Raw genomic sequence first — 24220 nt, 5'->3', positions numbered from 1 at the left:
CAGGGGCGGCCACCCGCACTCCCGGCCGTGGAGCCGGTGAAGGCGCGACATCAGCCCCGGCGGAACCGGTCGCGGTAGGCGGCCGGCGAGACGCCCGTCTCGCGGACGAACGCCCGCCGCATGGTCTCGACCGTGCCGAAGCCGCACCGGCCCGCGATCGCGTCGACGCCGTCGGCGGAGCTCTCCAGCAGGGCCCGCGCCGCGGCGACCCGGGCCCGTTCGACGTACGCGCCGGGGCTCGTGCCCACCTGCTGGGTGAACAGCCGGCTGAAGTGCCGCCGGCTCATCCCCATCAGCGCGGCCAGCGCCGGCACCGAACGGTCGCCGGAGGGATCGGAGTCGATGTTGTCGACGAGCTCGCTCAGGGCGCCGCGCAGCGGCTCGCGCCGCATCCACGTGCTGAACTGGGACTGGCCGCCGGGCCGCTGCATGAAGACGACCAGGAACTTCGCCACCGCACGGGCCAGTTCCGGCCCGAAGTCGTCCTCCAACAGGGCGAGACTGAGGTCGATGCCGGCGGTCACCCCGGCCGAGGTCACGACCGTGCCGTCGCGGACGAAGAAGGCGTCGGGCTCGACCGACACGGCGGGGTGGCAGACGGCCAGTTCGGAGCAGAACGCCCAGTGCGTCGTGGCCCGCCGCCCGTCCAGCAGCCCGGCCGCGGCCAGCACGAACGCCCCCGTGCACACCGATCCCGTACGCCGGGAGCCGCCCGCCAGCCGCCGTACATGCCGGACGAGCTCGCGGTCCGCAGCGGCGGCCGCGTACCCCCGGCCGCCCGCCACCATCAGGGTGTCCGGCGGCTTGCGGATCCTCGCGAGATCCGCCGACACCCCCAACTGCGCCTCCGCTGAGGTGACTACGGGCCGGCCGCCCAGGGAGGCCAGCCGCACCCGGTACCCGGCCCCTCCCTCGGCCGCGGCCCGGTCGAAAACGTCCAAGGGCCCCGCGACGTCCAGCAGTTGCACTCCGTCGTACACGACGATCACCACGTCGTGCGTCACCACCTTGCCGTTCACAGTGGCCATCATCGGCGACCGGTACCGGCGGCACACCCCAACGAGGCAGCGATCACCTTTATGGAGTAATGTCCTTTTTTCTGGGCATACGACCACTTATGCCATTCCGGTGGCGGGGCGGCCCGGGAGCCGGTCCCGGGCCGCTCCGGGCCCGAGCCGATCAGGCGAAGATCCCATGAGTTGCGGCCCGGCCTCCCGCACCTAGGGTGGAAGCAGTCATGAAGCGCGACCCGGGTCGCGACAGCCCGTACGCGGCGCCGCCTCCGCTGCCCCGCAGCGCACGCTCGCTCGTCGTGGCCGCCTACGCCCTGCTCGCCGTGGCCATCGCGATGGACCTGGCGACCAACCCCACGCTGACCTTCTCCCCCGTGCTCGCCACGGCCCCCGTCCTCGCCAGCATCGGCACCCGGCGCGCCCGCGTGCCCCTGATCACCGGCCTGCTCGCCCTCGCCGTCGTCGCCCCGCTGGCCCTGGCCGACCCCGACGTCGCCCTCGCCGTCCACCTGACGGCCGGGGCCACCGTCCTCGCCATCACCCTGGTCAGCACCGCCAACGTCGTGCTCGTCGCGACCCGGGAACGCGAGCTGCTGCAGTCCCGCTCCGTCGCCGAGGCCGCCCAGCGCACCCTGCTGCGCCCCCTGCCCGAACGCGTCGACGGCCTGCGGGTGGCCGTGCGCTACCTCGCCGCGGCGGCCGAGGCGCGGGTGGGCGGCGATCTGTACGAGGTGCTGTCCACCCCGTACGGCATCCGGCTGATCGTCGGCGACGTGCGGGGCAAGGGGCTGTCGGCCATCGAGACCGCCGCCGACGTCCTCGGCACCTTCCGGGAGGCCGCGCAGGTCGAGCCCGCGCTGGGCACGGTGGCCCGGCGGCTGGACGCGGCGGTGGGCCGGCGCCAGGCGGGCGAGGAGTTCGTGACGGCCGTCCTGATCGGCGTGCCCCGGTCCGGCGGGCCGGCCGAGCTGGTCCAGTGCGGCCACCTGCCGCCGCTGCTGTGGCACGAGGGCCGGGTCACCGAGGTGGACGCCCCGCTCCCCGACCCCCCGCTGGCCCTGCGCAACATGGTCCCCGGCCCGTACCGCCGCGAGCACTTCGCCTTCGCCCCGGGCACGTCGCTGGTGCTCTACACGGACGGCGTCACCGAGGCCCGCGACGCCACCGGCCGCTTCTACCCGCTCGCCGAGCGCCTGGCCACCTTCCCCGACCTGGCACCCGACCCGCTCCTGGACCGCATCGTCGCCGACCTGCGCGCCTACACCGGCGGCGCCCTCTCCGACGACGCCGCGCTGCTGGTCGTACGCCGCGAACGCTGAGGCCGCGGCGGGGCCGGCTCCGGCGGGCCCGGTGGCGGGCTCAGGTCGCGGGGCACCGCACCTGGGCCGCCGGCATGCCGCCCTTGACGAGGAACGCCTCCACCGCCCGGTCCGTGCACTCCGAGCCGCTCGCGTACGCGGCGTGGCCCGTGCCCTCGCGGACGATCAGGGAGGCCGTGCCGAGGTTCCGCTGTACGGCGTGGGCGTTGACCAGCGGTGTCGCGGGGTCGACGGCGTACGACACCAGCACCATGGCCGGCGCGCGCGGGGCCGTCAGCGGCTCCGCCCTGCCCGTCGCGGCCAGCGGCCAGGCGGCGCAGCGGAACATGGCCGCGGCCACGGTCGCCCCGAAGAGCGGCGAGGCCTTCTCGAACTCGCCCATGCGGGCGAGCAGTTCCCCCGCGCTGCGGGGGCCGGGCTTGTCCAGGCACTCCACGGCGTTGCGGGCCATGGTCGGGTCGACGGCCGTCTCCGCCCCCTGCGTCCGCACGCGTTCGACGGCCAGGCCGATCAGCGCGTCCGGCCTGCCGGCCATCGCCTCCAGGAGCGCCTGCGTCAGATCGGGCCAGCGTTCAGCCTGGTAAAGGGGCTCCCTGATGCCCTGCGCGGCGAGGCCCGTGGTGAGCCTGCCGCCCTCCGGGCCGGGCAGGGGGTGGGCGTCGAGGCCGCGCACGAACTCGGTCGTGGTCCGGACGATCTCCTCGGGCGTACGGCCCAGCGGACACCTCACCTCCACGCAGTCGCGCGCGTAGCTGGCGAAGCTGGCGTCGAGGGAGGCGACGTCGCCGCGGGCGGTCCCGGTCTGGTCGGTGCCGGGGTCGACGACCCCGTCCAGCACGAAGCGCCCGACGTGCTCGGGGAAGAGATGGGCGTAGTGCTGGCCGATGTAGGTGCCGTAGGAGATGCCGAGGTAGTGCAGTACGGGCTCGCCGAGAGCCGACCGCAGCACGTCCAGGTCACGGGCGACGCTGACGGTGTCCATGTGAGCCAGCAACGGCCCCGTCGCCTCACGGCACTTGCGGCCCTGCTCGGCCGCCGCCCGGAGCTCGGCCTCCGCCTGCTCCCGGGTACGGGGAATGAGGTCGCCGCCCGTCCCCTCCGGGCACCGCAGCGGCTCCGACCGCCCGGTCCCCCGCGGGTCGAAGCCCACCAGGTCGTAGCGCTCCATGACCCGCGAGGTCGCCTCGAACGCCCCGCTGGCCACCATGCCGGCCCCCGCCTCCCCCGGCCCCCGGGGTTGAACACCAGCGCCCCGGCCCGCCTGCCCGAATCGGCGGCCCGCACCCGCGCCACCCGCACGTCCAGCGTGTCCCCGCCGGGCGCGGCGTAGTCGACGGGCACGGTGAGCCAGGCGCACTCGGCGTCCGGCCGCAACGTCGAAACCCCTCCCCCGCGTCGTCCAGGACGCAGCCCTCCCATATGAGCCGCTGCCGGGCGATACGGTCGGGCAGGCCGGGCAGGGCGCGCGCCGGCTGCGACGTACGCGCCCCGGCCCCCGCGGCGCCGGACGGCGACGCCGCCCCTGACGGCCCTGGCCCCTCTCGCCTCCGCCGCACCCGCCCACGAGCAGGGCCACCGCCGCGACGCCGGCCACGACGCCTCGCCCACGCCACCCGCGCATCGCCTCACCCCTTCCGGGCCCCGGAGCCAGTTCACTCGCACGGGGGTGCGGGCGCAGCCGGGGTGGGCCATAGGAATGACGGCGTCGGCCGCCTCCGCCGAGGTCAGTCCGCCTGCCGACGGGCCTCCTTCAGCTGGTGGTGGATGGCCCAGGCGTCGGCGACCGGGCCCAGATGGCCGAGCTTGTCGGGGTTGATCACCGCGCGGATGGTCTGGATCCGCCCGTCGAGCACCTCCAGGACCAGGGTCTGCAGGACCTTGCCGTCCCGGTCGCGGAAGATCGCGCCGGGCTGGCCGTTGACCTCGTGCGACTCGATCGTCACGTCGATCCGGATCAGCCAGGGGAAGACCGTGCCCAGCAGCCGGGCCACGTTCTGCGCGCCCATGACGGCCTTGGACAGCTGCGGGGCCTTGCCGCCGCCGTCCCCGACGAACTGCACGTCGGCGGCCAGCAGATTCCGCAGCCCGCCCACGTCGCCGTCCTTCAGCGCGTCGAAGAACCGCGTCGCCAGCTCCTGCCGCTCCTGACGGTCCGCCGCGAACCGCGGCCGCCCGTCCTCCATGTGCCGCCGCGCCCGCACCAGCAGCTGCCGGCACGCCGGCTCCGAACGCCCCACCGCCTCGGCGATCTCGTCGAACCCGAAGGCGAACACCTCGCGCAGCAGGAAGACCGCCCGCTCCAGCGGGCTGAGCCGCTCCAGCAACAGCAGCGCCGCCATCGACACCGAGTCCGCCAACTCCACCGACCGCGCCGGATCCTGGTACGGATCGCTCAGCAGCGGCTCGGGAAACCACGGCCCGACGTACTCCTCCCGCCGCACCCGCGCCGAACGCAGCACATCGATCGAGATCCGCGTCACCGCGGCCGACAGAAAGGCCTTGGTCGACGTGGGCCGGGTCGCCGAGCCGTCGAAGCGCAGCCACGTCTCCTGCACCGCGTCCTCGGCCTCGCTCACGCTGCCCAGAATCCGGTAGGCGATCGAGAACAGCAGCGGCCGCAGCTCCTCGAACTCCTCGACCTTGCTCACGACGAATCCTCTCCCCCTGAACCCCTCCCACCTGGCCGTATTCGCCGGCGCAGGCGGCTCCCGATGATCACCCGGGCCGCCGACGGGCCAGGGTAACGCCCCCTGCGCTCAGTGGAACTGCCCGGGCTGGTAGTCGCCGGCCGGCTGCCGGGTGATGACGTTCAGCCGGTTCGCCATGTTCATCATCGAGATCAGGATCACCAGGGCGCCGAGCTGGTCCTCGTCGTAGTGCTTCGCGGCGTTCGCCCACACCTCGTCACCGACCCCACCGGCCGCATCCGCGACCCGCGTCCCCTCCTCGGCCAGCTCCAGCGCGGCCCGCTCGGCCTCGCTGAAGACCATGGCCTCCCGCCACGCCGCCACCAGGCTCAGCCGCACCGAGCTCTCGCCGGCGGCGTCAGCCTCCTTGGTGTGCATGTCGATGCACACCGCGCACCCGTTGATCTGGCTCACGCGCAGCGCCACCAGCTCCTGCGTCGCGGCCGGCAGCGGCGAGTCCTTGAGCGTCCTGCCCAGCGACATCATGTGCTTGACGGCCTTGCCGGCGGTCGGGCCGGCGAAGAAGTTCAGTCGCGCGTCCATGGGGTGCTCCTCCGTGCTCGTTCAGTGGCTACACCCCTGAGACGAGACAGCCCGGCCCCCTGTGACATGGGCGAATGTGACCTGGGTCTCCTGCGGCCGGCGCGCGTCAGCCGACGAAATGCTCGAGCGCCCGGCGGACGGCGGGACCGGCGGGCTGCCGCGCTGTCAGCGCTTCGCCGGCGTCAGCGGATCGGCACGGGAGAGCGTCTCCGCCGGCGGCAGGCCGGCGCGGGTGGCCGCGATGAGGCGTGCCCTGAGTTCGGAGCGCCGGCGGGGGCGGTACTTCGGTTCCCTGTCGCAGCCGCAGGGTGACTTCCCGTCGTAGCGAAGTCCTTCCGCCAGGACGGCGGCCACGACGGACCACGCACGTACGTCACGCCGCCGCGGCGGGGCGAAGTCGGGCCCGGCACACACGAGCGGCCGAGCGCAGCGAGGGCACACGTGCCGACGCTCGGGGCCGCGCTCCTGCTTGAAGCTGACGCGGCATGTGACGCACGCGTAGTGCCATTTGTGGGACACGAAGCCGTAGAAGCACATCCGAAAGACCGTAGTCGGCGATCCGCCGCACCGGCCGCGCACTAAACGAGCACGCCCCCGCCGCGGAGGTCAGCCCCGCAGCAGCTTGGCCTCGGTGTCCGGGTCCAGGCCTACGGGGTCGCGGTCGGGGCGTTGGGGGGCGATGCCGCCGAGGGATTGCAGCCAGGTCCAGGTGTCCGCGACGGTCTCCTCCACCGGGCGGCAGCGCAGGCCGGCCGCGAAGGCCTTCTCCACGCCGCCCTGGTGGAGGGCCTCGTGGAGTTCGCCCGGGGGCACCCAGACGGGGAGCTGGACCCATGGGGCGATGCCGGCCTCGAGGATGGCGCCGGGGTCGGTCCAGCGGAGTTCGGCGTCGGCGCCGGTGGTGCGTACGCAGGCTTCCAGGAGGCCGCCCATGGTGGCGTGGCCGGAGCGGCTGATGATGTTGTACGGGCCGCCCAGGCGGCGTTCGGCGGCGTCCAGGGTCCAGATGGCCAGGTCGCGGACGTCGATGTATTGCAGGGGAGGTCGCGGGGGCCGGGGGCCAGGACGGGGCCGCCGCGGGCGGTGCGCAGCAGCCACCACGGGAGGCGGCCGATGTTCTCGCCGGGGCCGAGGATCAGCCCGGCGCGGACGAGCAGGGCCCGGTCGCCGAAGGCGTCGAGCGCGGCCAGTTCGCCGCCCCGCTTGTCCTCGGCATAGGCCACCTGCCCGGCGTCGGGCGAGCCGTCGACGACCGGCGCGCTCTCGTCGAGGCCGGCGGGGCGCGGCGGGGCGTAGACGGACCCGCTGGAGATGTAGACGTAGTGGCCGGCGCGGTCGGCCAGCAGCCGGGCGGCGTCCCGTACGGCCGTGGGCGCGCCGGACCAGGTGTCGACGACGATGTCCCACGTGCCGTCGGCCAGCTCGGCCAGGCCGTCCTCGGCCAGGCGGTCGCCCCGCAGCACGGTGACGCCCGGGGGCGCCTCGTGGCGTCCCCGGTGGAAGACCGTGACGTCCCAGCCGCGCGCCAGGGCCTCGTCGGTGACGGCCCGTCCCACGAATTCCGTTCCACCCAGCATCAGTACTCGCATGCCACAACTCTGCACGTCGGACACCACCTTGAGAACCGTCGCACGCTCTCGGCGAAATCGCCCTGGGCTTAACATCGCCCCATGACGACCATGGGGCGGCACGTGGTGATCGTGGGGGCGGGGTTCGCGGGCACCAGCGTCTTCCTGCACCTGATCCGCGCGGCGTCGGAGCGCGGCGGCGGCCGTCGGCCGCTATGCCACGGCGATGACGGTCGTCAACGCCCGTCGGCTGCTCGAGCTGTTCGACGGCGGGGTCCTGCGCCTGGCCGGCTCCTACCCCCGTGCGGTGTCCGTCGACGACGACGGGTGGCGGGTGTGGCGGCCGGGCGGGGAGGAGGCCGAGCGCTTCGACCACGTCGTCAACGGCACCGGTTTCCAGCAGCCCGCCCTCCACCGCTCCCCCGGCGGCGTGAGCCTTTCCCTGTCCGGCGGCGCCACGGCCGTCGACCGGCTCGACGCCGACCTGCGGGTGCGCCCGCATCCGGGCGCACCGCCCGAGCCCGTATGGCTGGCCGGGGTCGGGACGCACGTCCGGATCCCGTTCGCCAACCATCTGCGCAATGTGGTCCGCCAGGCCCACCTGGTCGCGGAAGCCATCGCGGGCACGGGGCCGGGCGCGCCGTCCGGCCCATGACCGGGCGAACGGCGGACAATGACGGACAATACGGTTGCCCGCCAGCGCCCGGCCGCCGAGGAGTCACGTGCACGACAGCTGGACCACCGCGGACATGCCGCGTCAGGAGGGCCGGCTGGCCGTCGTGACGGGGGCCACCGGCGGCATCGGCCACGTCACCGCCCTCGAGCTGGCCCGGGCGGGCGCCGAGGTCGTGGTGACGGGCCGGGACGCGGGCAAGGCGCGGCGCGCCGCCGAGCGCCTGGCCGGGGAGCTGCCCGGCGCACGGGTGCGGCCCGACATGCTCGACCTGGCCGACCTCGCCTCCCTCACCGGCTTCGCGCACCGCATGGAGCACGTCGGCCGTCCCGTCGACCTGCTGGTCAACAACGCGGGGGTGATGGGCGTCCCGGAGCGCCGCACCACCAAGGACGGCTTCGAGCTCACCCTCGGCACCAACCACCTGGGGCACTTCGCGCTGACCGGCCGGCTGCTGCCGCTGCTCCTGCGGGCGCCGGACCCGCGCGTGGTCACGGTCTCCGCCGCCATCAGCCGCAGCCCGATCGCCGAGCTGTCCGACCCGCAGAGCACCCACAGGTACCGGCCGATGGCGGCCTACGCCAAGTCCAAGCTCGCCAACGTGCTGTTCGCCCTGGAGCTCCAGCGCCGCGCGGACGCCGCGGGCGCCGCGCTGACCAGCGTCGCCGTTCATCCCGGCGGCAGCCCGACCGGCCTGCAGCGGTACGCCTCGCGGCCGGTGCGGGTGCTGGCCCGGCTGGTCCTCGGGCACGTGGTGGGCCAGAGCGTGGCCGACGCGGCGGGGCCGTCCCTGTACGCGGCGACCGCGCCCGGCATCGTGCCCGCCGGGTTCTACGGGCCCACCGGCCGCTTCGAGCAGCGTGGCACCCCCGGCCCCGTGGAGCTGCCCGACCTCGCCGGGGACGCCGGCCTGGCCCGTACGCTCTGGGAGACCTCCGAGGCCCTCACCCGCGTCCACTACCCCTGGCCCGCGCCCCCGGAGTGACCCCGCGCCCCTCGGCGCCGCGGGCGAATCCGGCGCGGGTGCTCATGGCGGGAACCGGTACCTTGCCGGGTGGCGTGCCCGGCGCTGCAATCGGCTCATGACGACGACCCGACACAGACGCGACGGAGCCCGCGACGGAGCCGGCGGCGGTCTCCTCGACCTTCCGAGAATGGCCACCGGGTTCGACCGGTTCGTCCACGCCCTGCGCGCCAGGCCGCCCCGGCGGCCCGCCGCGCTGCCCGGCGAGCCGTGCTGGCGCGGCGAGTTCGTGGCCCGGGACGTCACGGGCCCGCGCGTGGACCTGCGGGAGTTCGGCTACGCCGCCCACGAACTGAACCGCGGCTACGGCACGGTGGACGACACCGCCCTCGTCGGCCCGGTGCGGATCCTGACCCCCGAGGGCCTGGAGTGCCTGACCGAGGTGTGCGACCGGCTGGAGAGCTCGGCGGGCTCCGCCCGTTTCATCACCACGCGGCGGGTGCGCGGCGCCGACGGGATGTCGGCGTTCATCAGCAACATGATCCGCGACCGGGGCTTCCTGCTGGCCTGCTCGCGGCTGGCGGGCGTGCCGCTGATCCCGCATCCGCTGCGGATCCCCACCGTGCAGATCAACTACTTCGAGGCCGACGGCCGCTCGGACATCGTCAAGTGGCACCACGACGGCATGGACTACGTCCTGACCCTGCAGCTCAACAGCTACGCGGACTACGACGGGGGCCGCTTCAGCTACTTCCAGGGCCGCGTGGACGAGTTCACGGGGGCCCGGAAGGGCGATCCCCGGATCAAGGAGGCCCCGTGCGGGGAGCGGGGGGCGGCGCTGTTCCTGCACGGCAGCCGGATCTTCCACTCCGTCTCGCCCGTGACGCGCGGGCGGCGGGTGACGGTGGTGGTCTCCTTCTTCTGCCCGTACTTCGCCCGGCAGGACTCCAACACGTTCTGGCACCTGGCGGCGGACGACGGAATCCCGGCGACGGTGCCGAGCTGGCTGCGGCTGAAGTGGCCGGTGCGCGACGCGGCCATGAACTTCGCCCTGCGGGCCGGCAGCCCGGTGATCACCTGGGAGGACCTGCGGGACTGAGGCGGTCAGCCCCGGCCACGCGGTGCGTGCCGGAGGTAGGCGAGGACCGCGCTCACTCGGCGGTGCAGCTGGGGCTCCTCGGCCAGGCCGAGCTTGGCGAAGGTGGAGTTGACGTGCTTTTCGATCGTCGACTCGGACAGCACCAGCGCCTGGGCGATGGCCCGGTTCGTCTTGCCCTCCGCCATGTGCCGCAGCACGTCCAGCTCCCGCCGCGTCAGCGCCGCCAGCGGGGCGTCGGCGGCCCGGGTGTGGCTGCCCATGAGGACCTCGACGATGCGGGGGTCGACGACCGAGCGTCCGGCGGCGACCTCCCGCAGCGCCCGCAGCAGCTCGTCCAGTTCGCCGATGCGCTCCTTGAGCAGGTAGGCCAGGCCGTCGGTGCCGCGCTGGAAGAGGTCGAAGGCGTAGTTCTCGTCGGCATGCTGGGAGAGCATGACCACGCCGATGCCGGGGTGCCCGGCCCGGATGGCGTGGGCGGCGGCGATGCCCTCGGTGTGGTGGCCGGGCGGCATCCGGATGTCGGCGATCACCACTTCGGGCCGTAGCTCCTCGACGGCCTCCAGCAGTTCGGCGGCGTCGCCCACGGCGGAGACGACGGCGACGTCGCCGGTGTCCTCCAGCAGCCGCCGGGTGCCCTCGCGCACCAGGTAGTGGTCCTCGGCGATGACGACGCGCAGGGGGCGCTCAGTCATGGATCTCCTCCCGTACCCGCTCGGCCAGCCTCGTTCGGATCGTGGTGCCGCCGCCGGAGCGGCTGGTGATCCACAGGTCCCCGCCGACGGCCTCGATCCTGTCCCGCATCCCGGTCAGCCCCAGGCCCCGGGTGGTGCCGGTGGGGAAGCCGACGCCGTCGTCGCTGACCTCGACCACCAGCCATCCGCCGGCGCGCGTTATCCGGATCGTCACATGGGTGGCCTCGGCGTGCTTGAGGACGTTCGTCAGCGCCTCGGAGACGAGGTAGAACGCCGACTCCTCGATGTCGAGGGCGAACCGGACCCGGTCCAGGGACTTCTCGATCCGTACGGTGACGGGGATCGGCATCCGGCGCGCGCGGGAGGTGACGGCGGCCACCAGCCCCTGGTCGGTGAGGACCGGGGGGTGGATGCCGTGGGCGACCTCACGCAGCTCGTCGATGACACGGTAGGCGTCGTCCTGGACCTCGGTGAGCACGGCGTCGATGTCGCCGCCGCGGCCCAGCCGGTTGCGGGCGAGGCGCAGCTTGGCGACCAGGGCCACGAGGTCCTGCTGGATGCCGTCGTGCAGCCGGCGTTCGATGCGCCGCCGCTCGCTGTCCTGGGCCTGCACGATCCTCGCCCGGGAGGCGTCGAGCTCGCCGGCCTGGCGCTGCACCTCGTTCACGCGGGTGGACAGTTCGGCGGCGAGGCGTACGTTGTGCACGGCCAGGGCGGCCTGCCGGGCGAGCGTCTCCACCACGTCGTGGTCCTCCGGGGTGAACCGGCCGTCGGTCTTGGGCCCGTACTCGATGAGGCCCAGGACGTCGTCGCCGTAGCGCAGCGGGATCCCGCCCGCCGGCTTCCCGTGCGTTCCGCCCGCCGGCCGCCGGCCGGCCGTGCCCAGGTGGACGGGCATGTCGCCGCCCCCGCCCAGCCGTACCCGCGCCCAGCTCAGGCCGAGTCCGCCCTGCAGTCCCGCGGCCAGCCGGGGCGCCAGCCGGCTGAGGTCGTAGGCGTGCTCGAGGGAGCTGCCGAGCTGGACGAGCAGTTCGAAGCCGCTCAGGCGTTCGCCGAAGACGCGTCGCTCGGCGAGCTGGTTGAGCCGGGCGCGCAGCGGCTGGAAGAGGGCCGTGGCGGTGACGGCGACCAGGACCGACAGGCCGATGGGGAAGTACTGGCCGGCGGTCAGCCCGAGCGTCATCGCCATGCCCAGGTACCAGCCGCTGATGATCAGCCACAGGGTGCCGTAGACGACCGAGCGCCGGATGACGATGTCGACGCCCAGGAGGCGGTAGCGGAAGGCGGCGTAGACGACGGACAGGGAGATCAGGACGTAGGGCAGGGCCCCGAGCACCGCGCCGATCAGGTAGAGGGCACCGGCCTCGCCGTGCCAGGGGCGGAACAGGCGGGAGGCGGCGCGCGCCAGGAACAGCACCGCCGCGGCCACGGCGACGGGCAGCAGGGCGGCGATGTCGCGGCGGCCGGCCGCGCGGGCGCGCAGGCAGCGGACGACCAGCAGCACGGCGCCGATGCCCGGCAGCCAGGCCTCGGGGTAGTAGAACACCGCGTACTCGACGTCGCGGGTGGGCACCCGGGCCAGCGGCAGGGCGAGCGGCAGGACCAGCAGGGCCCACAGCGAGCGCAGCACCAGGCGCTCGTGGCGCAGGTGGAAGCGCCCGTCGGGGAGCAGGGCCAGGAGGTGGGCGACGAGGATGCTGACGGTGAGGTTGACCCACTCGGTCGGGAGGACCACCAGGGAGGCCTCGAGGGACGGCAGGCCGTTCTCGGGGGCGGTCAGGTCCCAGCCGTGGCGGGCGGTCAGCAGCGCCGAGGTGTAGCGGATGCCGATGCTGACCGACAGGGCGGTGCCGACCAGCAGCAGCCGGCGGGCGACGCGGCTGGCCGGGGCGTGCCACCAGGCGAACAGGCCGGCGCAGTAACAGGGCAGGACCGAACCGAGGATCCAGGGCAGGGTGACGGTGTTGTTCCGCAGCAGGAACGCTCCGGTCGCCGCCGCCCACAGCAGGCAGAGCCCGCCGGCCAGCGCGGCGATCCGTATGGGCCGGCCGCTCCCCCTCAACGCGTACGCCTCACCCGCGACATTATCGAGGGCGACGAGGCGGCAGTCCAGACGATGTCCCACAAACCGTGTATAGCGGAAAACCTCCAGACAGATCGGAGGATTCCGGGGTACGCAACGTGGGCGCGGCGCGCCAGACTCGGTTCGATTGTGCGAACCGAGGAATGCCGAAAGGGAACCATGAGCATGTCTTCCGGTCCCGAGGTGGTCGTCTGGGACACCACCTATGCCTGCCCCCTGCGTTGCTCGCACTGCTATTCGGAGTCCGGCAGGCGGGCGTCGCGGCAACTGGGCCACGAGGACATGCTGAAGGTCGCCGACGCGCTGATCTCCCTCAACCCCCGGGTGGTCGCGCTCTCCGGCGGCGAACCGCTCGTCGTCAAGGGCATCTTCGAGGTCGCGGGGCGGCTGTCCCGGGCCGGGGTGAAGACGGCCGTCTACACCAGCGGCTGGATCATGGAGCCCTGGATGGCGACCGAACTCGCGAGGGTGTTCGACGAGGTCGTCGTCAGCCTCGACGGGGCGACGGCACAGGTCCACGACCGGATCCGGGGCCGCCGCGGCTCCTTCGACCGGGCGCTGAGCGCCCTGACCCTGCTCGACGGCGTCGCGAAGGAACGCCGCCGCCAGAAGCGGACGCCGCTGTGGTTCGGCATCGACTGCGTGGTCGTGCGCAGCAACTTCCCGCAGCTGGAGGAGTTCTGCACCGCCATCGCCCCGCGCTTTCCGGAACTGCGCACCCTGACCTTCAACGCCGCCGTGCCCGAAGGGCTGGCGAGCAGACCGGAGTTCGGCCACTTCGAGCTCCTCGACGACGCACAGGTGACCCGGCTGACCAGCGAGCCGCAGCGCACCCGGCTCCAGGAACTCGCGCCGCCCGGGGTGCGCGTCTACACCACCGACAACCAGAACCTCGTCATGCGCCCGGACCGCTTCGCCAGCGGCGTCGACTCGCTCGTGATGCAGATCGAACCCGACGGCGCCGTACGGGCGTTGCCCGTCTACGAGGGCACGGTGGGCAACATCCTCGAGGAGTCCCCGCTCGACCTGTGGTACCGGGGGGTGTCCCGGCTGAGCGACCCCTTCGTCGTGGAGACGCTGTCGGCGGTGCGGACCCTGCAGGACTGGGCGGAGGCCGTGCGGCGCATGGACTACCACTTCGGTTCCGAGGAGGTGCGCTCCCGGATCGAGCGCCGCTCGGTACGGACGAACCCGCCGGAGTTCAGCGCCCTCGCCCTGTAGGGCGTGTCCGAGCCCACCCGACAGTCCTCGGCCCGAAAGGGACGCGCCGTGCTGACGCTCAAGGACTACGACCGCTTCTGCCTCGCCGATCCCGACTTCTACGAGGTGCCCGAGCGCTACCCCGACGACCACGACCGCCTCGCCGCGGCCCGCCGGCCGGCGCCGCCGGGCTGGGAGCGGGACGAGTGGGGCTGGTGGGTCACCCTGCGCCCGCGCGGGGCCGCACCGCCCCGGCAGGGCTGGCGGATCCACGTCTCGGTGGCGCTGCCGGACCTGGCCCTGGCCGTGGAGATCGTCTGGGGTCACTGCGTGGCGGCCGGGCTGCCCTTCGACTTCGTCCGCAGCCGGGCCACCGCGCGCGAGCTGGGCGACGACCGGGCCGAACGGCCGGCCGGCGGACGGCTCGTCACCGTGTACCCCGCCGACGACAGCGCCCTGGAGCGGGCCCTGGGCGACCTCGGCGTGCTGCTCGACGGCCTCGCCGGGGCGTACGTCCTCGGCGCCCTGCGGCACCGCTCCGGTCCGCTGTACGTCCACTACGGCACCCACGGCACGGACCTGCTCGAGCGCCCCGACGGCACCCGCGAACCCGCCTCCCGCCGGGCCGTGTTCACCCCGCCCGACTGGCTGTCGCTGCCCGGGGTGCTGCGTGAGGACCTGGCCGCCCTGCACGCGCCCCCGGCCGGGGAGTTCCCCTACCGGGTGGAGCGCGCCCTGGGCCTGCGGGCCGGCGGCGGCACGTATCTGGCCACCGACCGGCGCACCGGCGGGCGCGTGGTGCTGCGCGAGGCCCGGCCGCACGCCGGGATCGACCGCCGGGGCGAGGACGCCGTCACCCGGCTCGGCCGGCTGTGGGCGCTGCGCCGGCGGCTGGCGGGCCTGGAGTGCGTACCCCGACTGATCGAACACCGAACATGGGGCGAACACCACTTCCTGGCCGAGGAGTTCCTCGAGGGCACCTGCCTCGAGGAGGCCGCCTCGGCCGCCTTCCCACTCACCTCCGGCCCCCGCGCGGCCGCCGAGGCCGGCCCGTACACCGCGTGGGCCCTCGGCGTCGTCGAACAGGTCGCGGCGGCGCTGGAGGCCCTCGCGGACCGGGGGCTGTGCCCGGGCGGACTGCGGCCGCGCGACATCCTCCTGCGGCCCGGCGGACGCGTCGCCCTCACCCGCACGGCCTCGCTCGCAGCGCCCTCCGACGAGCCCGCCGCCGGGGGCTTCGACTTCCGTGTGCCGGACGGCCGTACGGGCGCCGCGGCCGCCCGCTATCTGCTGGACCGGCTGCGGCTGTGGCTGTTCCTGCCGCTGCCCTACCGTGGCCCGGAGAAGCTGCACACCCTCACCGCCGCCGTCGAACGGCACTACCCCGTGCCGCCGGGCTTCGGCGCCCGGCTGCTGAGCGGGCTGTGGCCCGCCGGCCACCCGGCCGGGGAGGACCGGGCCGGCGCCCTGTTCGCGGCACGGCGGCCCGACTGGCCGGCGATCCGGGACTCGCTGGTGCGCGGGATCCACGCCGTCGCCACCCCGGACCGCCCGGACCGGCTCTTCCCCGCCACCCCCACCGACCCCTCGTCCCTCGGCGGCCACTCCTTCGGCTACGGCGCCGCCGGCGTCCTGTACGCCCTGCACCGCGTGGGCGCCGCCGTCCCGGACGACTGCACAGACTGGCTGCTCCGCGCCGCCGAACGCGACCCGAGGCCCCTGCCCGGCCTCTACGACGGCCTGCACGGCGTCGCCCTGACCCTCGAACAGCTCGGCCGGCGCCAGGAGGCGCTGGCCGTCCTCGACCGCTGCCGGCCGCTGGAGGAGCGGGTGGCAAGCGCCGGCCTGGCCGGCGGCAGCGCGGGCATCGCCCTGACGCTGCTGCGGTTCGCCGCCCTGACCGGCGACGGCGCCCTGTACGACCGCGCGCTGCGCGCGGCCGGGCACGCGGCCCGCGCCGTCGAGGACGGCCCGCCGCCCGCGACCGCGGACGCGCCCCCGCCGTACGGCCTGCTGCACGGCGCGACCGGCGTCGCCGTGCTGCACCTGCGCCTGTACGAGGAGACCGGCGACCTCACCTGCCTCGACGTCGCCGGCCGGGCGCTGCGCCACGACACCGCCCGGCTCACCGCCCTGCCCGACGGCACGCTCACCCTCTTCGACGGCACCGCCCACCTTCCCTACCTGCACGGCGGCAGTGCCGGACTCGCCTACGCCGTACGGGACTTCCTCACCCACCGCCCCGAGCCGGACCTGGCCCCCCTCCCGGAGGCCCTGCGGCGCACCTGCGACCCCGTCCACGTCCACAACTGCGGCCTGCTGCGCGGACGCGCCGGGTCGATCGCCACGCTCGCGGCGCTGGGCGAGGGGCCGGACAGCCCCGCCGTGCTGCGGCAGGTCCGCCGGCTGGCCTGGCACGCCCGGACCCACCGCGGGAACCTCGCGTTCCCCGGATTCCGGCTGCTGCGCCTGTCGTCGGACCTGGCGACCGGCGCGGCGGGGATCCTGCTCGCTCTCGGCCGCGTGTTCGACGGGACCGGCCCGGTCCTTCCCTTCCTGGACCCGCGGCCCTCGCCCCGCCCGCACCGGGAGGGAGGTGAACGACGTGTCGGAGATCCTGGAGCTGCAGGAGCTGGAAGAGGAGGAGACCCCGGCCCACTGGCCGTGTAGCAACAGCTACCACAGCACCTTCGGGCAGGTCTGACCGGTCCGGAGGAGGCGCGCGCCGGCCGTCGCACCGGACGGCGGCGGCCGGCGCGCCGCATCGACCGGGGCCGGGCCCTAGGGGAGAACCGGAGGAGATCGTCGTGCTCGCTCAAGGACACCTCGTCGCGGACCCCTTCTTCGCGGACACGCTCGAGCGCGTCGAGGACAGCGCCAGCCGCTTCGCGCGCGCCGCGCACCCGGCGCCGGCCGGCTGGCGGCGCGCCGAGCGCGGCGGCTGGGTCGTCCTGCGGCACGGGGACGCGCGGCTGCCGGAACAGGGCTGGAAGATCCACGCCTCGGCCACGGCGGAGGAGGCCGCGCGCGTGGTCGACGCGGTGTGGGAGTACTGCGTCGAGCACGGCATCAGCTTCAAGTTCCTGCGCAGCCGCGCCCTGCTGGCCCTGGTCAACAGCAAGCGGGCGCCGCGGTCGGCCGGCGGGAAGCTCATCACCATCTATCCGCGCTGCGAGGAGCTGCTGGAGCGCACGCTCGAGGAGCTGTCGGCGCTGCTGTGCGGGGTCAAGGGGCCGTACATCCTCAGCGACCTGCGCTGGGACGAGGGGCCGCTGTACCTGCGCTACGGCGGCTTCGCCCCGCGGTTCTGCTTCTCGCGCGAGGGCGAGTACGTGCCCGCCGTCGTGCGCCCCGACGGCGAGGCGGTGCCCGACGTGCGCGGGGCGGCCTTCAAGGTCCCCTCCTGGGCGCGGATCCCGCCGTTCGTCGACGCCCGCATCCGCGCTGCCCGCGCGCGCTCCTCCGGCGGTCTGCCCTACCGCGTCGAGAAGGCGCTGCGGTTCTCCAACGGCGGCGGCGTCTATCGTGCCGTCGACCCCCGCACCGGCCGGCGGGTGGTGCTGAAGGAGGCCCGCCCCTACGCCGGCGTCGACGACAACGGCATGGACGCGGTGGCCCGGCTGGAGCGGGAGCACGCCGTGCTGCGCCGGCTGGAGGGGCTGGACTGTGTGCCGGGCGTGGTCGCCCGGACCCGGCACTGGGAACACCACTTCCTCGTCGAGGAGTTCGTCGAGGGGGAACGGCTGCACGAGGCGATGGGCCGCCGCCACCCGCTCCTGCGGCCCGCCGCGTCGCCGGAGGACCTCGCCGCGTACGCCCGCTGGGCCTGCGCGGTCCTCGGCCGGATCGAGGAGGCCACGGCCGCGCTGCACCGGCGCGGCGTGGTCTACGGCGACCTGCAGCCCGGCAACGTGCTGGTGCGGCCGGACGGCAGCGTGTGCCTCGTCGACTTCGAGACGGCCTTCGACCGGGCGGAAGCCTTCACCCCCGTCCTGGGCACGGCCGGCTTCACCGCCCCTTGGGCACGCTCGGGTCCGGCCGTCGACACGTACGCCCTGGACTGCCTGCGGCTGGCGCTGTTCTGCCCGCTGACGGAGCTGATGCGCTTCGACGCGCGCAAGTACGAGCAGCTGATCCGGCTGGCCGAGGACCGCTTCCCGCTGCCGCCCGGCTTCGGCGCCCGGCTCCGCGAGGGGCTCGCCCCGCCGCCGGACACGACCCCGAGATCGGCCGAGTGGCCGGCCGCCCCGGGCCCCCGGTCCGGCGGGGCGCGGGACGGGGAGGGCGGCCACGGGTGGGCCGCGGCAATGGAGTCGATGCGGGAGGCGATCCTGCGCAGTGCGACCCCGGAGCGCGAGGACCGGCTGTTCCCGGGCGACGTCAAGCAGTTCGACGGCCAGGCGGCGGGCCTGGCGTTCGGCGCGGCGGGGGTGCTGCACGCCCTGCACCGCACGGCGGGCCCCGGCGAGTCCTGCCCGGACGACCAGGTGGACTGGCTGGCCCGCGCGGCCGAGCGCACCCGGTGGCCCCGGCCCGGGCTCTACGACGGGCTCGCCGGGATGGCGTACGTCCTGGACGAGCTGGGGCGTCCGCAGCAGGCGCGGGAGGCGCTGGCCCGGCTGGCCGGGTTCGACCTCAAGGGCTGCGGGGTGGGGCTGTTCGGCGGCCTCGCCGGCATCGCCCTGGCCTTCCTGCGGTTCGGCGAGAGCGAGAGCGCCGCACGGCTGGCCGGCCGGCTCGCGCGGGCGCTCGAGGGCGAGGGACCGGACGAGAGCGCCGGAGTGGGGCTGATGCGCGGCTGGTCGGGCCCCGCGCTGCTGTTCACCCGTCTCTTCGCCGCCACCGGCGAGGAGTGCTGGCTGGGCCGCGCCGCCGACGCGCTGGCGCGGGACATCGGCCACTGCGCGGTGACCGGCGCCCGGCACGTGCTGGTCCGCGACGGGCCGCGGCTCTCGGCGGCCCTGGGCCGGGGCGGCGCGGGCCTCGGCATCGCCCTGCACGAGTACCTCCGCCACCGCGAGGACCCGCACTTCGCCCTGTTGCGGGACCGGGTGCGCGACACCCCGGGCAGCGAACTGCAGCTGTCCTCCGGGCTGTTCGACGGGCACGCCGGGCGGCTCTACGCCCTCGCGCACCTCGGCGGCCCGGCCGGCGCGCGGGAGGCCGAACTGCGCGGGCTGGGCCTGCACGCGGTGCGGTTCCGGGGGGAGCTGGCGTTTCCGATGGACGGCCGGCTGAGGCTGTCGATGGACCTCGCCACGGGCACGGCGGGCGTACTCCTGGCGGTGCACCGCGCGGTACGGCCGGGTTCGGCGGCGGCGTTGCCGTTCCTGTGCCGTTCAAGGTGACGGGCCGCCACTGACGGGCCGCCCGCGCCACTGCCGGGGTCCCGGCGCGCGGTCCTCAGCACGGGTCGAACGCGGCGCGCGCGGCCGCCGGCACCCGCCGGCCGGCCCGTCGGACACGCCCTACACGGGTTCCGGCGTCCGGAGCCGGGCCACGTCCTGCGCCACGCCGGTGAGCCAGGCCTCCGCGTCCACGGTCAGCAGCACCCGTTCGGCGTCCGTGACCGCCGCCCGCCGGGCGGCGCACCGCAGCGTGCCGGAGTCGTCGGCGTGGTACGCGTCCGGGGCGGTGTCGGGGGTGGGTTCCGGGGCGGCGTCGTTCCGGCGCAGGGCGTCGGCCGCCCGTAGGCAGTCCGCCGTCACCCGCTCGGCCAGGGCGGTGAGTTCGGCGGCCGCGTCCTCGGGCAGGGGCTCGCCGCCGGCCCGTTCCCGGTGCCGGATGAGCATCAGCTCGCCGCCGCGCAGCATGCGGTAGCCGGCCACGAGGGCGGCCTCCCAGGGCGGGTCGACGCCCCGCTCGCCCATGCGTTCCGTCTGGTACTGGCAGTAGGAGGCCTCCGCCAGGAGCACCGCGCGGCGGGCGGGCCGCAGGGGGTCGGCGGGGGCGGGCCGGCCGCACAGCAGGCCGGTGACCGCGCGGCAGACGGCCGCGCCCTCGACGAGGACGTCGGCGAGGGTGCGGCGCAGCTCGCCGCGGCCGCCGCGCGGCCAGGCGAGCAGGCCGGTCAGCGCGCCGATCGTGCCGCCGATGAGCACGTCGAGCAGCCGTACGGCCGACAGTCGCCAGTCCGGGGAGGCCAGCTGGGAGAACATCAGCACGAGGACCAGCGTGAACGCCGCCTGGATCCAGGCGGGCCCGAGCAGGGGGCCGGCGGTGAACGCCACGAGGAGGACCAGGGGCAGCACTGCCGCGTAGAAGGGGGGTACGTCGCCGACGGCGAGCAGCAGGAGGGCGGCGGCGCCGGCCCCGGCGGCCGTCCCGGCGAAGGCCGGGCGCAGGGCGGTGCGGGTGTCGGCGGCGGAGGTGCGCATGAGGCTGAGCGTCGCCAGCAGGACCCAGAAGCCGTGCTCCAGGCCGAGCCCGCCGGCGATCAGCCGGGCGGCGGCCAGGGCCAGGGCGAGCCGGACGGCGTTCTGCAGGTGGACCGAGCGCGGCGTCAGGTGTCCGCGCAGGCGCCACCACCACAGCAGGGGCGTGGGCGCGGCGGCGTACCAGAACGGTTCGCCGGGGTGCGCGGAGCCGGTGCCCGGGCGGGCGCCGAGCGCGATGCGGGAGGCCGTGGTGGCCAGCTGGGCGCCCTCGGCGGCCGCCCGGACGACGGCGTCCTGCCGCAGCCGGGGGGCGGAGGCGCGGGGCATCTCGCGCACCCGGACGGCGTCGAAGGACGCCAGGTGCCGGTGCAGGCCGTCGGCCGGCGGGGGCGGTTCACCGCCGTACAGCCCGGCCGCGACGGGCCGCAGCGCCTCGGCGGTGCGCCGCAGCAGCCCGGCGGCCTCCGGGTGACGAAGGCGTGGGCCGTCGCCGGGGCCGGGCAGCCGCTCGAGCTGGTCGCGCACGTGCCGCACGGCGGCGCGGGTGTGGTTGAGGGCGCGGTCGCGTGCCGAGGGCGAGGTGGGGCGCTCCTCGGGCGGGATGCGGGAGGGGCGGGCGGCGTCCAGAGCCAGGTCGGCGGCGGCCCGGCCGTCGTCCGGCCCGGCCCGCTCCGGCCCGTCGGCGGTTCCGGCGCAGCACTCGGCCACGGCCACGGTCGCCCCGGCGAGGCGCAGGCGGTAGGGGTCGGCGGGCGGCGGCGCGGGCAGCAGGTGGTCCACGAGGACGGTGAGCAGGAAGCCGATGGTGAGCCCGGCCAGCCGGGAGTCCAGGTCCTGCGGGGCGTAGGGCGGGAAGCAGGGCAGGACGTAGAAGAGCTGGAAGGCGACGCTGAGGGCGGCGAGGCGGGGGCCGCCCACCGAGCCGAAGGAGACGGCGAAGCCGACGACCAGCATCCCGCAGGCGGCGGACCAGTCGCGGACGGCGAGCAGGCTGCCGGCGGTGACCAGCAGCAGGGCCGGCGGCAGGGCCGCGAGCAGTGTGCGGGTGCGCTGGGCCACGCCGCCGGGCAGGCGGGTGAACATCACCAGCGGCAGGCAGCCGAAGATGGCGTACAGGCCCATGACGGCGTCGTCGAGGCCGTAGGTGCAGGCGTAGAAGCCCGTGCATCCGGCGAGGGTCACCCACAGGGCGCGGCGCACGGCCTCGCGGCCGTCCGGCTGCCGCAGGCGGCGGCCGAGGGCGGTGGTCACGGCGTGGCCCCGGGGCGGGCGGCGGTCGCGGCCGGCCCGCCGCTCCGGCGCCCGCGCCATCCGGTGGTCATCGGTTCCGACGGTACGCGAACCCGCCGGTCGCGGCGTCTACCGCAGGCGGGGCAGGGCGTCGCGGGCGGCGTGGCTGAGGGTCCTCAGGTCCTGGGCGAAGCGCTCCCGGTGGTCCTCGGGCAGCGGTTCGAGGAAGAAGCGCCGGATGTTCTCCCGGTGGACGCGCGCGGCACGCACCACCGTCTCCTCGCCCGTCGGGGTCAGGCGCACCAGCCGGCCCCTGCGGTCCCCGGGGTCGGCGTCCCGGACGACCAGGCCCGCGGCCTCCATGCGGTCCACCAGCCGGGTCACGCCGCCGGTGCTGAGGACCCGTTCCTGGGCGATCGCCCGCATGGGCAGCCCGGAGTGGCCCGCGCGGCCCAGGATCAGCAGCACCTCGAACATCAGGTGGCTGATCCCGCACTCGTGCTCGATGGCCCGGCCCAGGATGTACTCCAGCCGGTTAGCGGCCCCCTGCAGCCGCCCGAACGCCAGCACGAGGTCGTCGTTCGCCGCCTCCTCGGCCGTCGCGATCTCCGCTTCGTGTGCCACCTGGCACCGCCCCTCTCCCGCGTCTCACCGCATCCCATGGCACCCACGCGCCACTGAAGGAGCCTACGAGGAGAACTGCCGCCCCCGTCGCACCCCCTGGGCGGCCGTCATGTGCGGCAGGCAGGCCTTGGCGACGCGGCCGTGCGGCCGAAACGGTCGCGGCGGCGCCGTACCCGGTGGCGGGGGCGGCCGGACGGACCAGGCAGAATCGGGGGATGCCCTCACGAAGCACGCGCCGGCAGCCGGCGATCACCGCGGCCTCGCCCTGCCCCTGCGGTCTCGACGCCACGTACGGGGAGTGCTGCGGCGCCCTGCACGCCGGCCGGGCGACGGCACCGACCGCCGAGCGCCTGATGCGCTCCCGGTACAGCGCCTTCGCCGCCGGCGACACCGCCTATCTGCTGCGCACGTGGCACTCCACGACCCGCCCGCCCCGCCTCGCGCTCGACCCCGGCGTCCGGTGGACGGGCCTGGAGATCCTCGCCACGACCGGCGGCAGCGCCTTCCACACCGAGGGCACGGTGGAGTTCCGCGCCCACTGCGTCATCGACGGCGACGCCGAGGACCAGCACGAGCTCAGCCGCTTCGTGCGCGAGGACGGCGAGTGGGTCTACCTGGACGCGGCCGCCTAGGGCAGCGCTAGGGCAGGTCGTACGGCTCGACGCCGTAGCCCTCCCACACCCTCCGGGACGCCTCCTCCGGGTAGGGCGCCGTGCCGGTCGTGGCGTCGAACAGGCGGGTGAGCCGGCCCTCGGTGGCCCGGTAGGGCGGCCAGCCGGGGTCGCCGTGCGCGGCGAACGACGCCCACGAGCGGCGGATCGCGTCCCCGACCGCGAGCGCCTCGGCCGTGGGCGCTCCGTCGGGGAAGTACAGTCCGGCGGCGGGGCCGGCGTAGTTGCCGAAGAGCAGGGACACGTCGAGTGCGTGGCCGGAGCCCAGCGCACCGCCCTGCGCGGGGGCGGGCCAGCACAGTTCGTACAGGTACGCCGTGCCGCCGCCGGCGGACTGCGCGTCGGCCAGGTGCACGGAGGGGATCCGGAAGAGCACGTCGGAATGGACGAGCTCGAAGAGCCGGGCGGCCGGCGCGTCCGGGTACGCGGCCCGGTAGGCGTGCTCGCCGTCGGGACCGGGGCCGAGGGCGCGCAGGGCCGCCCCGGCCTCCTCCTCGGTCACCTTCTCCAGGCGGCCGGGCAGCAGCAGGAACGGCCGGAACTCGTCCCGGGTGTGACCGGTCAGCAGCTCCACCCCGCTCGCGCGGCCGTCCCGCAGGGTGCGCCAGGGCACGTCCGGCACCAGGTCGCCGTCCACGACGGGGCTGAACGGCATGCCCGTGCGGGCCGCGTCCCCCCACACCTCCCCCAGGCCGGGCAGCTCCTCCATGAGCGCCCCGACCGCGTCGGCCAGCTGCCACGGGTCGACCGCGCCGAGCCCGGCGGCGGTGGGCTCGGCGCCGGTCCGCGCGGCGAGGGAGCCGGTGATGCCGGCCGCGAGGCGGGGGGTGGCGTAGAGGCCGGGCACGGACTGGGTGACGGCCCGGCGGAACAGCCCCTCGGCCGCGGGCGCCGCCATCAGCGTGGCGATCGAACCGGCCCCGGCGGACTGGCCGCAGACGGTGACGCGGTCCGCGTCGCCGCCGAAGCGGCCGATGTTCTCCCGCACCCAGCGCAGCGCGGCCACCTGGTCGAGCAGACCGCGGTTGGAGGGCGCGCCGGGGAGTTCGGCGAAGCCCTCGGCGCCCACCCGGTAGTTGAGCGTGACCACGACCAGTCCGCTGTGCCGGGCGAGCGACGTCGCCTCGTACATGGGGTCGCCCGAGTGGCCGGAGACGTAGGCGCCGCCCGGGATCCACACCAGCACCGGCACCCCGGAGCCGCCGGGGTCGGGGGACCAGACGTTGAGCGTGAGCCAGTCGGTCTCCCCCCTGCCCTCGGTCGCCCGGAACGGCCCGGACTGCGGGGGCGGCGGACCGAACCGCACGGCCTCGCGCACCCCGTCCCACGCCTCGGGCTCCTGGGGCGCGGCGAACCGCAGGGCTCCCACCGGAGGTCGCGCGTAGGGGATCCCGCGGAACACCGCGAGCCCCTCCAGCGACTCACCGCGCACCGCCCCCTGGACGGTGCGCACCTCCACACCGGCGCCGGTCATGAG

At 75.3% G+C, this 24220-nt stretch carries 17 protein-coding genes and 1 pseudogene; 8 read left to right on the top strand and 10 right to left on the bottom strand.

All coding sequences use genetic code 11. The features are described 5' to 3' along the window. Positions 1-50: 50 nt before the first annotated feature. Entirely contained in the window at positions 51-1007 is a 957-nt protein-coding gene (locus J1792_RS14430; RefSeq protein ID WP_425444531.1) for a GlxA family transcriptional regulator, read from the bottom strand. 230 nt (positions 1008-1237) lie between these two features. On the opposite strand from J1792_RS14430, the gene J1792_RS14425 reads away from it, so the two are divergent. After that, positions 1238-2332, top strand: a complete 1095-nt coding sequence (locus J1792_RS14425) for a PP2C family protein-serine/threonine phosphatase (RefSeq protein WP_086572486.1) — start codon at positions 1238-1240, stop codon at positions 2330-2332. Positions 2333-2372: 40 nt separating this feature from the next. Here J1792_RS14425 and J1792_RS14420 read toward each other — a convergent pair whose 3' ends face one another. The 4 genes and pseudogenes from J1792_RS14420 to J1792_RS14405 form a co-directional block, all read right to left on the bottom strand. Next, positions 2373-3539 (bottom strand): alpha/beta hydrolase, encoded by a 1167-nt coding sequence (locus tag J1792_RS14420; protein WP_207247384.1) that lies wholly within the window; start codon positions 3537-3539, stop codon positions 2373-2375. Between the two features lie 517 nt (positions 3540-4056). After that, complete coding sequence (locus tag J1792_RS14415; RefSeq protein WP_086574672.1) at positions 4057-4980, bottom strand: RNA polymerase sigma-70 factor; 924 nt, start codon at positions 4978-4980, stop codon at positions 4057-4059. A gap of 108 nt (positions 4981-5088) precedes the next feature. After that, positions 5089-5562 carry a carboxymuconolactone decarboxylase family protein gene (locus J1792_RS14410; protein WP_086574674.1) on the bottom strand — a complete coding sequence of 158 codons (474 nt, stop codon included), beginning with the start codon at positions 5560-5562 and terminating at the stop codon, positions 5089-5091. Positions 5563-6168: 606 nt separating this feature from the next. Further along, a pseudogene (locus J1792_RS14405) lies at positions 6169-7139 on the bottom strand (NAD-dependent epimerase/dehydratase family protein). 217 nt (positions 7140-7356) lie between these two features. On the opposite strand from J1792_RS14405, the gene J1792_RS14400 reads away from it, so the two are divergent. The 3 genes from J1792_RS14400 (at position 7357) to J1792_RS14390 (ending at position 9866) form a co-directional block, all read left to right on the top strand. Then, complete coding sequence (locus tag J1792_RS14400; protein ID WP_086575209.1) at positions 7357-7785, top strand: FAD/NAD(P)-binding protein; 429 nt, start codon at positions 7357-7359, stop codon at positions 7783-7785. Positions 7786-7852: 67 nt separating this feature from the next. After that, positions 7853-8788 carry an oxidoreductase gene (locus J1792_RS14395; RefSeq protein WP_242705112.1) on the top strand — a complete coding sequence of 312 codons (936 nt, stop codon included), beginning with the start codon at positions 7853-7855 and terminating at the stop codon, positions 8786-8788. Between the two features lie 97 nt (positions 8789-8885). Continuing rightward, the gene (locus J1792_RS14390; RefSeq protein WP_143587895.1) at positions 8886-9866 is read left to right on the top strand and encodes a 2OG-Fe(II) oxygenase; all 981 of its coding nucleotides are present in this window, start codon (positions 8886-8888) and stop codon (positions 9864-9866) included. A gap of 5 nt (positions 9867-9871) precedes the next feature. On the opposite strand, the gene J1792_RS14385 is transcribed toward J1792_RS14390, so the two are convergent. Both J1792_RS14385 and J1792_RS35365 read right to left on the bottom strand, forming a co-directional pair. Continuing rightward, positions 9872-10558 carry a response regulator gene (locus tag J1792_RS14385; protein ID WP_086575213.1) on the bottom strand — a complete coding sequence of 229 codons (687 nt, stop codon included), beginning with the start codon at positions 10556-10558 and terminating at the stop codon, positions 9872-9874. Then, complete coding sequence (locus tag J1792_RS35365; protein WP_143587896.1) at positions 10551-12683, bottom strand: GAF domain-containing sensor histidine kinase; 2133 nt, start codon at positions 12681-12683, stop codon at positions 10551-10553. The genes J1792_RS14385 and J1792_RS35365 overlap by 8 nt, the downstream gene beginning before the upstream one ends. Before the next feature lie 123 nt (positions 12684-12806). Between J1792_RS35365 and J1792_RS14375 the strand changes: the two genes are divergently transcribed. The 3 genes from J1792_RS14375 (at position 12807) to lanKC (J1792_RS14365) (ending at position 19189) form a co-directional block, all read left to right on the top strand. Next, complete coding sequence (locus tag J1792_RS14375) at positions 12807-13862, top strand: radical SAM protein (protein WP_207247383.1); 1056 nt, start codon at positions 12807-12809, stop codon at positions 13860-13862. Between the two features lie 3 nt (positions 13863-13865). Beyond that, complete coding sequence (gene lanKC, locus J1792_RS14370; protein ID WP_207247382.1) at positions 13866-16511, top strand: class III lanthionine synthetase LanKC; 2646 nt, start codon at positions 13866-13868, stop codon at positions 16509-16511. Between the two features lie 137 nt (positions 16512-16648). Beyond that, positions 16649-19189, top strand: a complete 2541-nt coding sequence (gene lanKC / locus J1792_RS14365) for a class III lanthionine synthetase LanKC (protein WP_207247381.1) — start codon at positions 16649-16651, stop codon at positions 19187-19189. Between the two features lie 120 nt (positions 19190-19309). Here lanKC (J1792_RS14365) and J1792_RS14360 read toward each other — a convergent pair whose 3' ends face one another. Together J1792_RS14360 and J1792_RS14355 are read right to left on the bottom strand one after the other, a co-directional pair. Continuing rightward, the gene (locus tag J1792_RS14360; protein WP_207247380.1) at positions 19310-21529 is read right to left on the bottom strand and encodes an FUSC family protein; all 2220 of its coding nucleotides are present in this window, start codon (positions 21527-21529) and stop codon (positions 19310-19312) included. Positions 21530-21577: 48 nt separating this feature from the next. Next, positions 21578-22072 (bottom strand): MarR family winged helix-turn-helix transcriptional regulator, encoded by a 495-nt coding sequence (locus tag J1792_RS14355; protein WP_086573710.1) that lies wholly within the window; start codon positions 22070-22072, stop codon positions 21578-21580. Between the two features lie 215 nt (positions 22073-22287). Here J1792_RS14355 and J1792_RS14350 point away from each other — a divergent pair, with 215 nt between their 5' ends. After that, on the top strand, positions 22288-22704 hold the full coding sequence (locus J1792_RS14350; RefSeq protein ID WP_086573708.1) for a YchJ family protein: 417 nt from the start codon (positions 22288-22290) through the stop codon (positions 22702-22704). A 7-nt stretch (positions 22705-22711) separates the two neighbouring features. Here the strand turns inward: J1792_RS14350 and J1792_RS14345 are convergent, their stop codons facing one another. Then, a complete protein-coding gene (locus J1792_RS14345; RefSeq protein WP_086573706.1) occupies positions 22712-24217 on the bottom strand; it encodes a carboxylesterase/lipase family protein in 1506 nt (501 codons plus the stop codon). Positions 24218-24220 lie beyond the last annotated feature (3 nt).

Origin of the sequence: Streptomyces triculaminicus, assembly GCF_017349075.1 — a bacterium.
Classification (GTDB): domain Bacteria; phylum Actinomycetota; class Actinomycetes; order Streptomycetales; family Streptomycetaceae; genus Streptomyces; species Streptomyces triculaminicus.
Note: the sequence above shows the minus strand (reverse complement) of the source record. Positions and strands in the feature narration are given on the sequence as shown.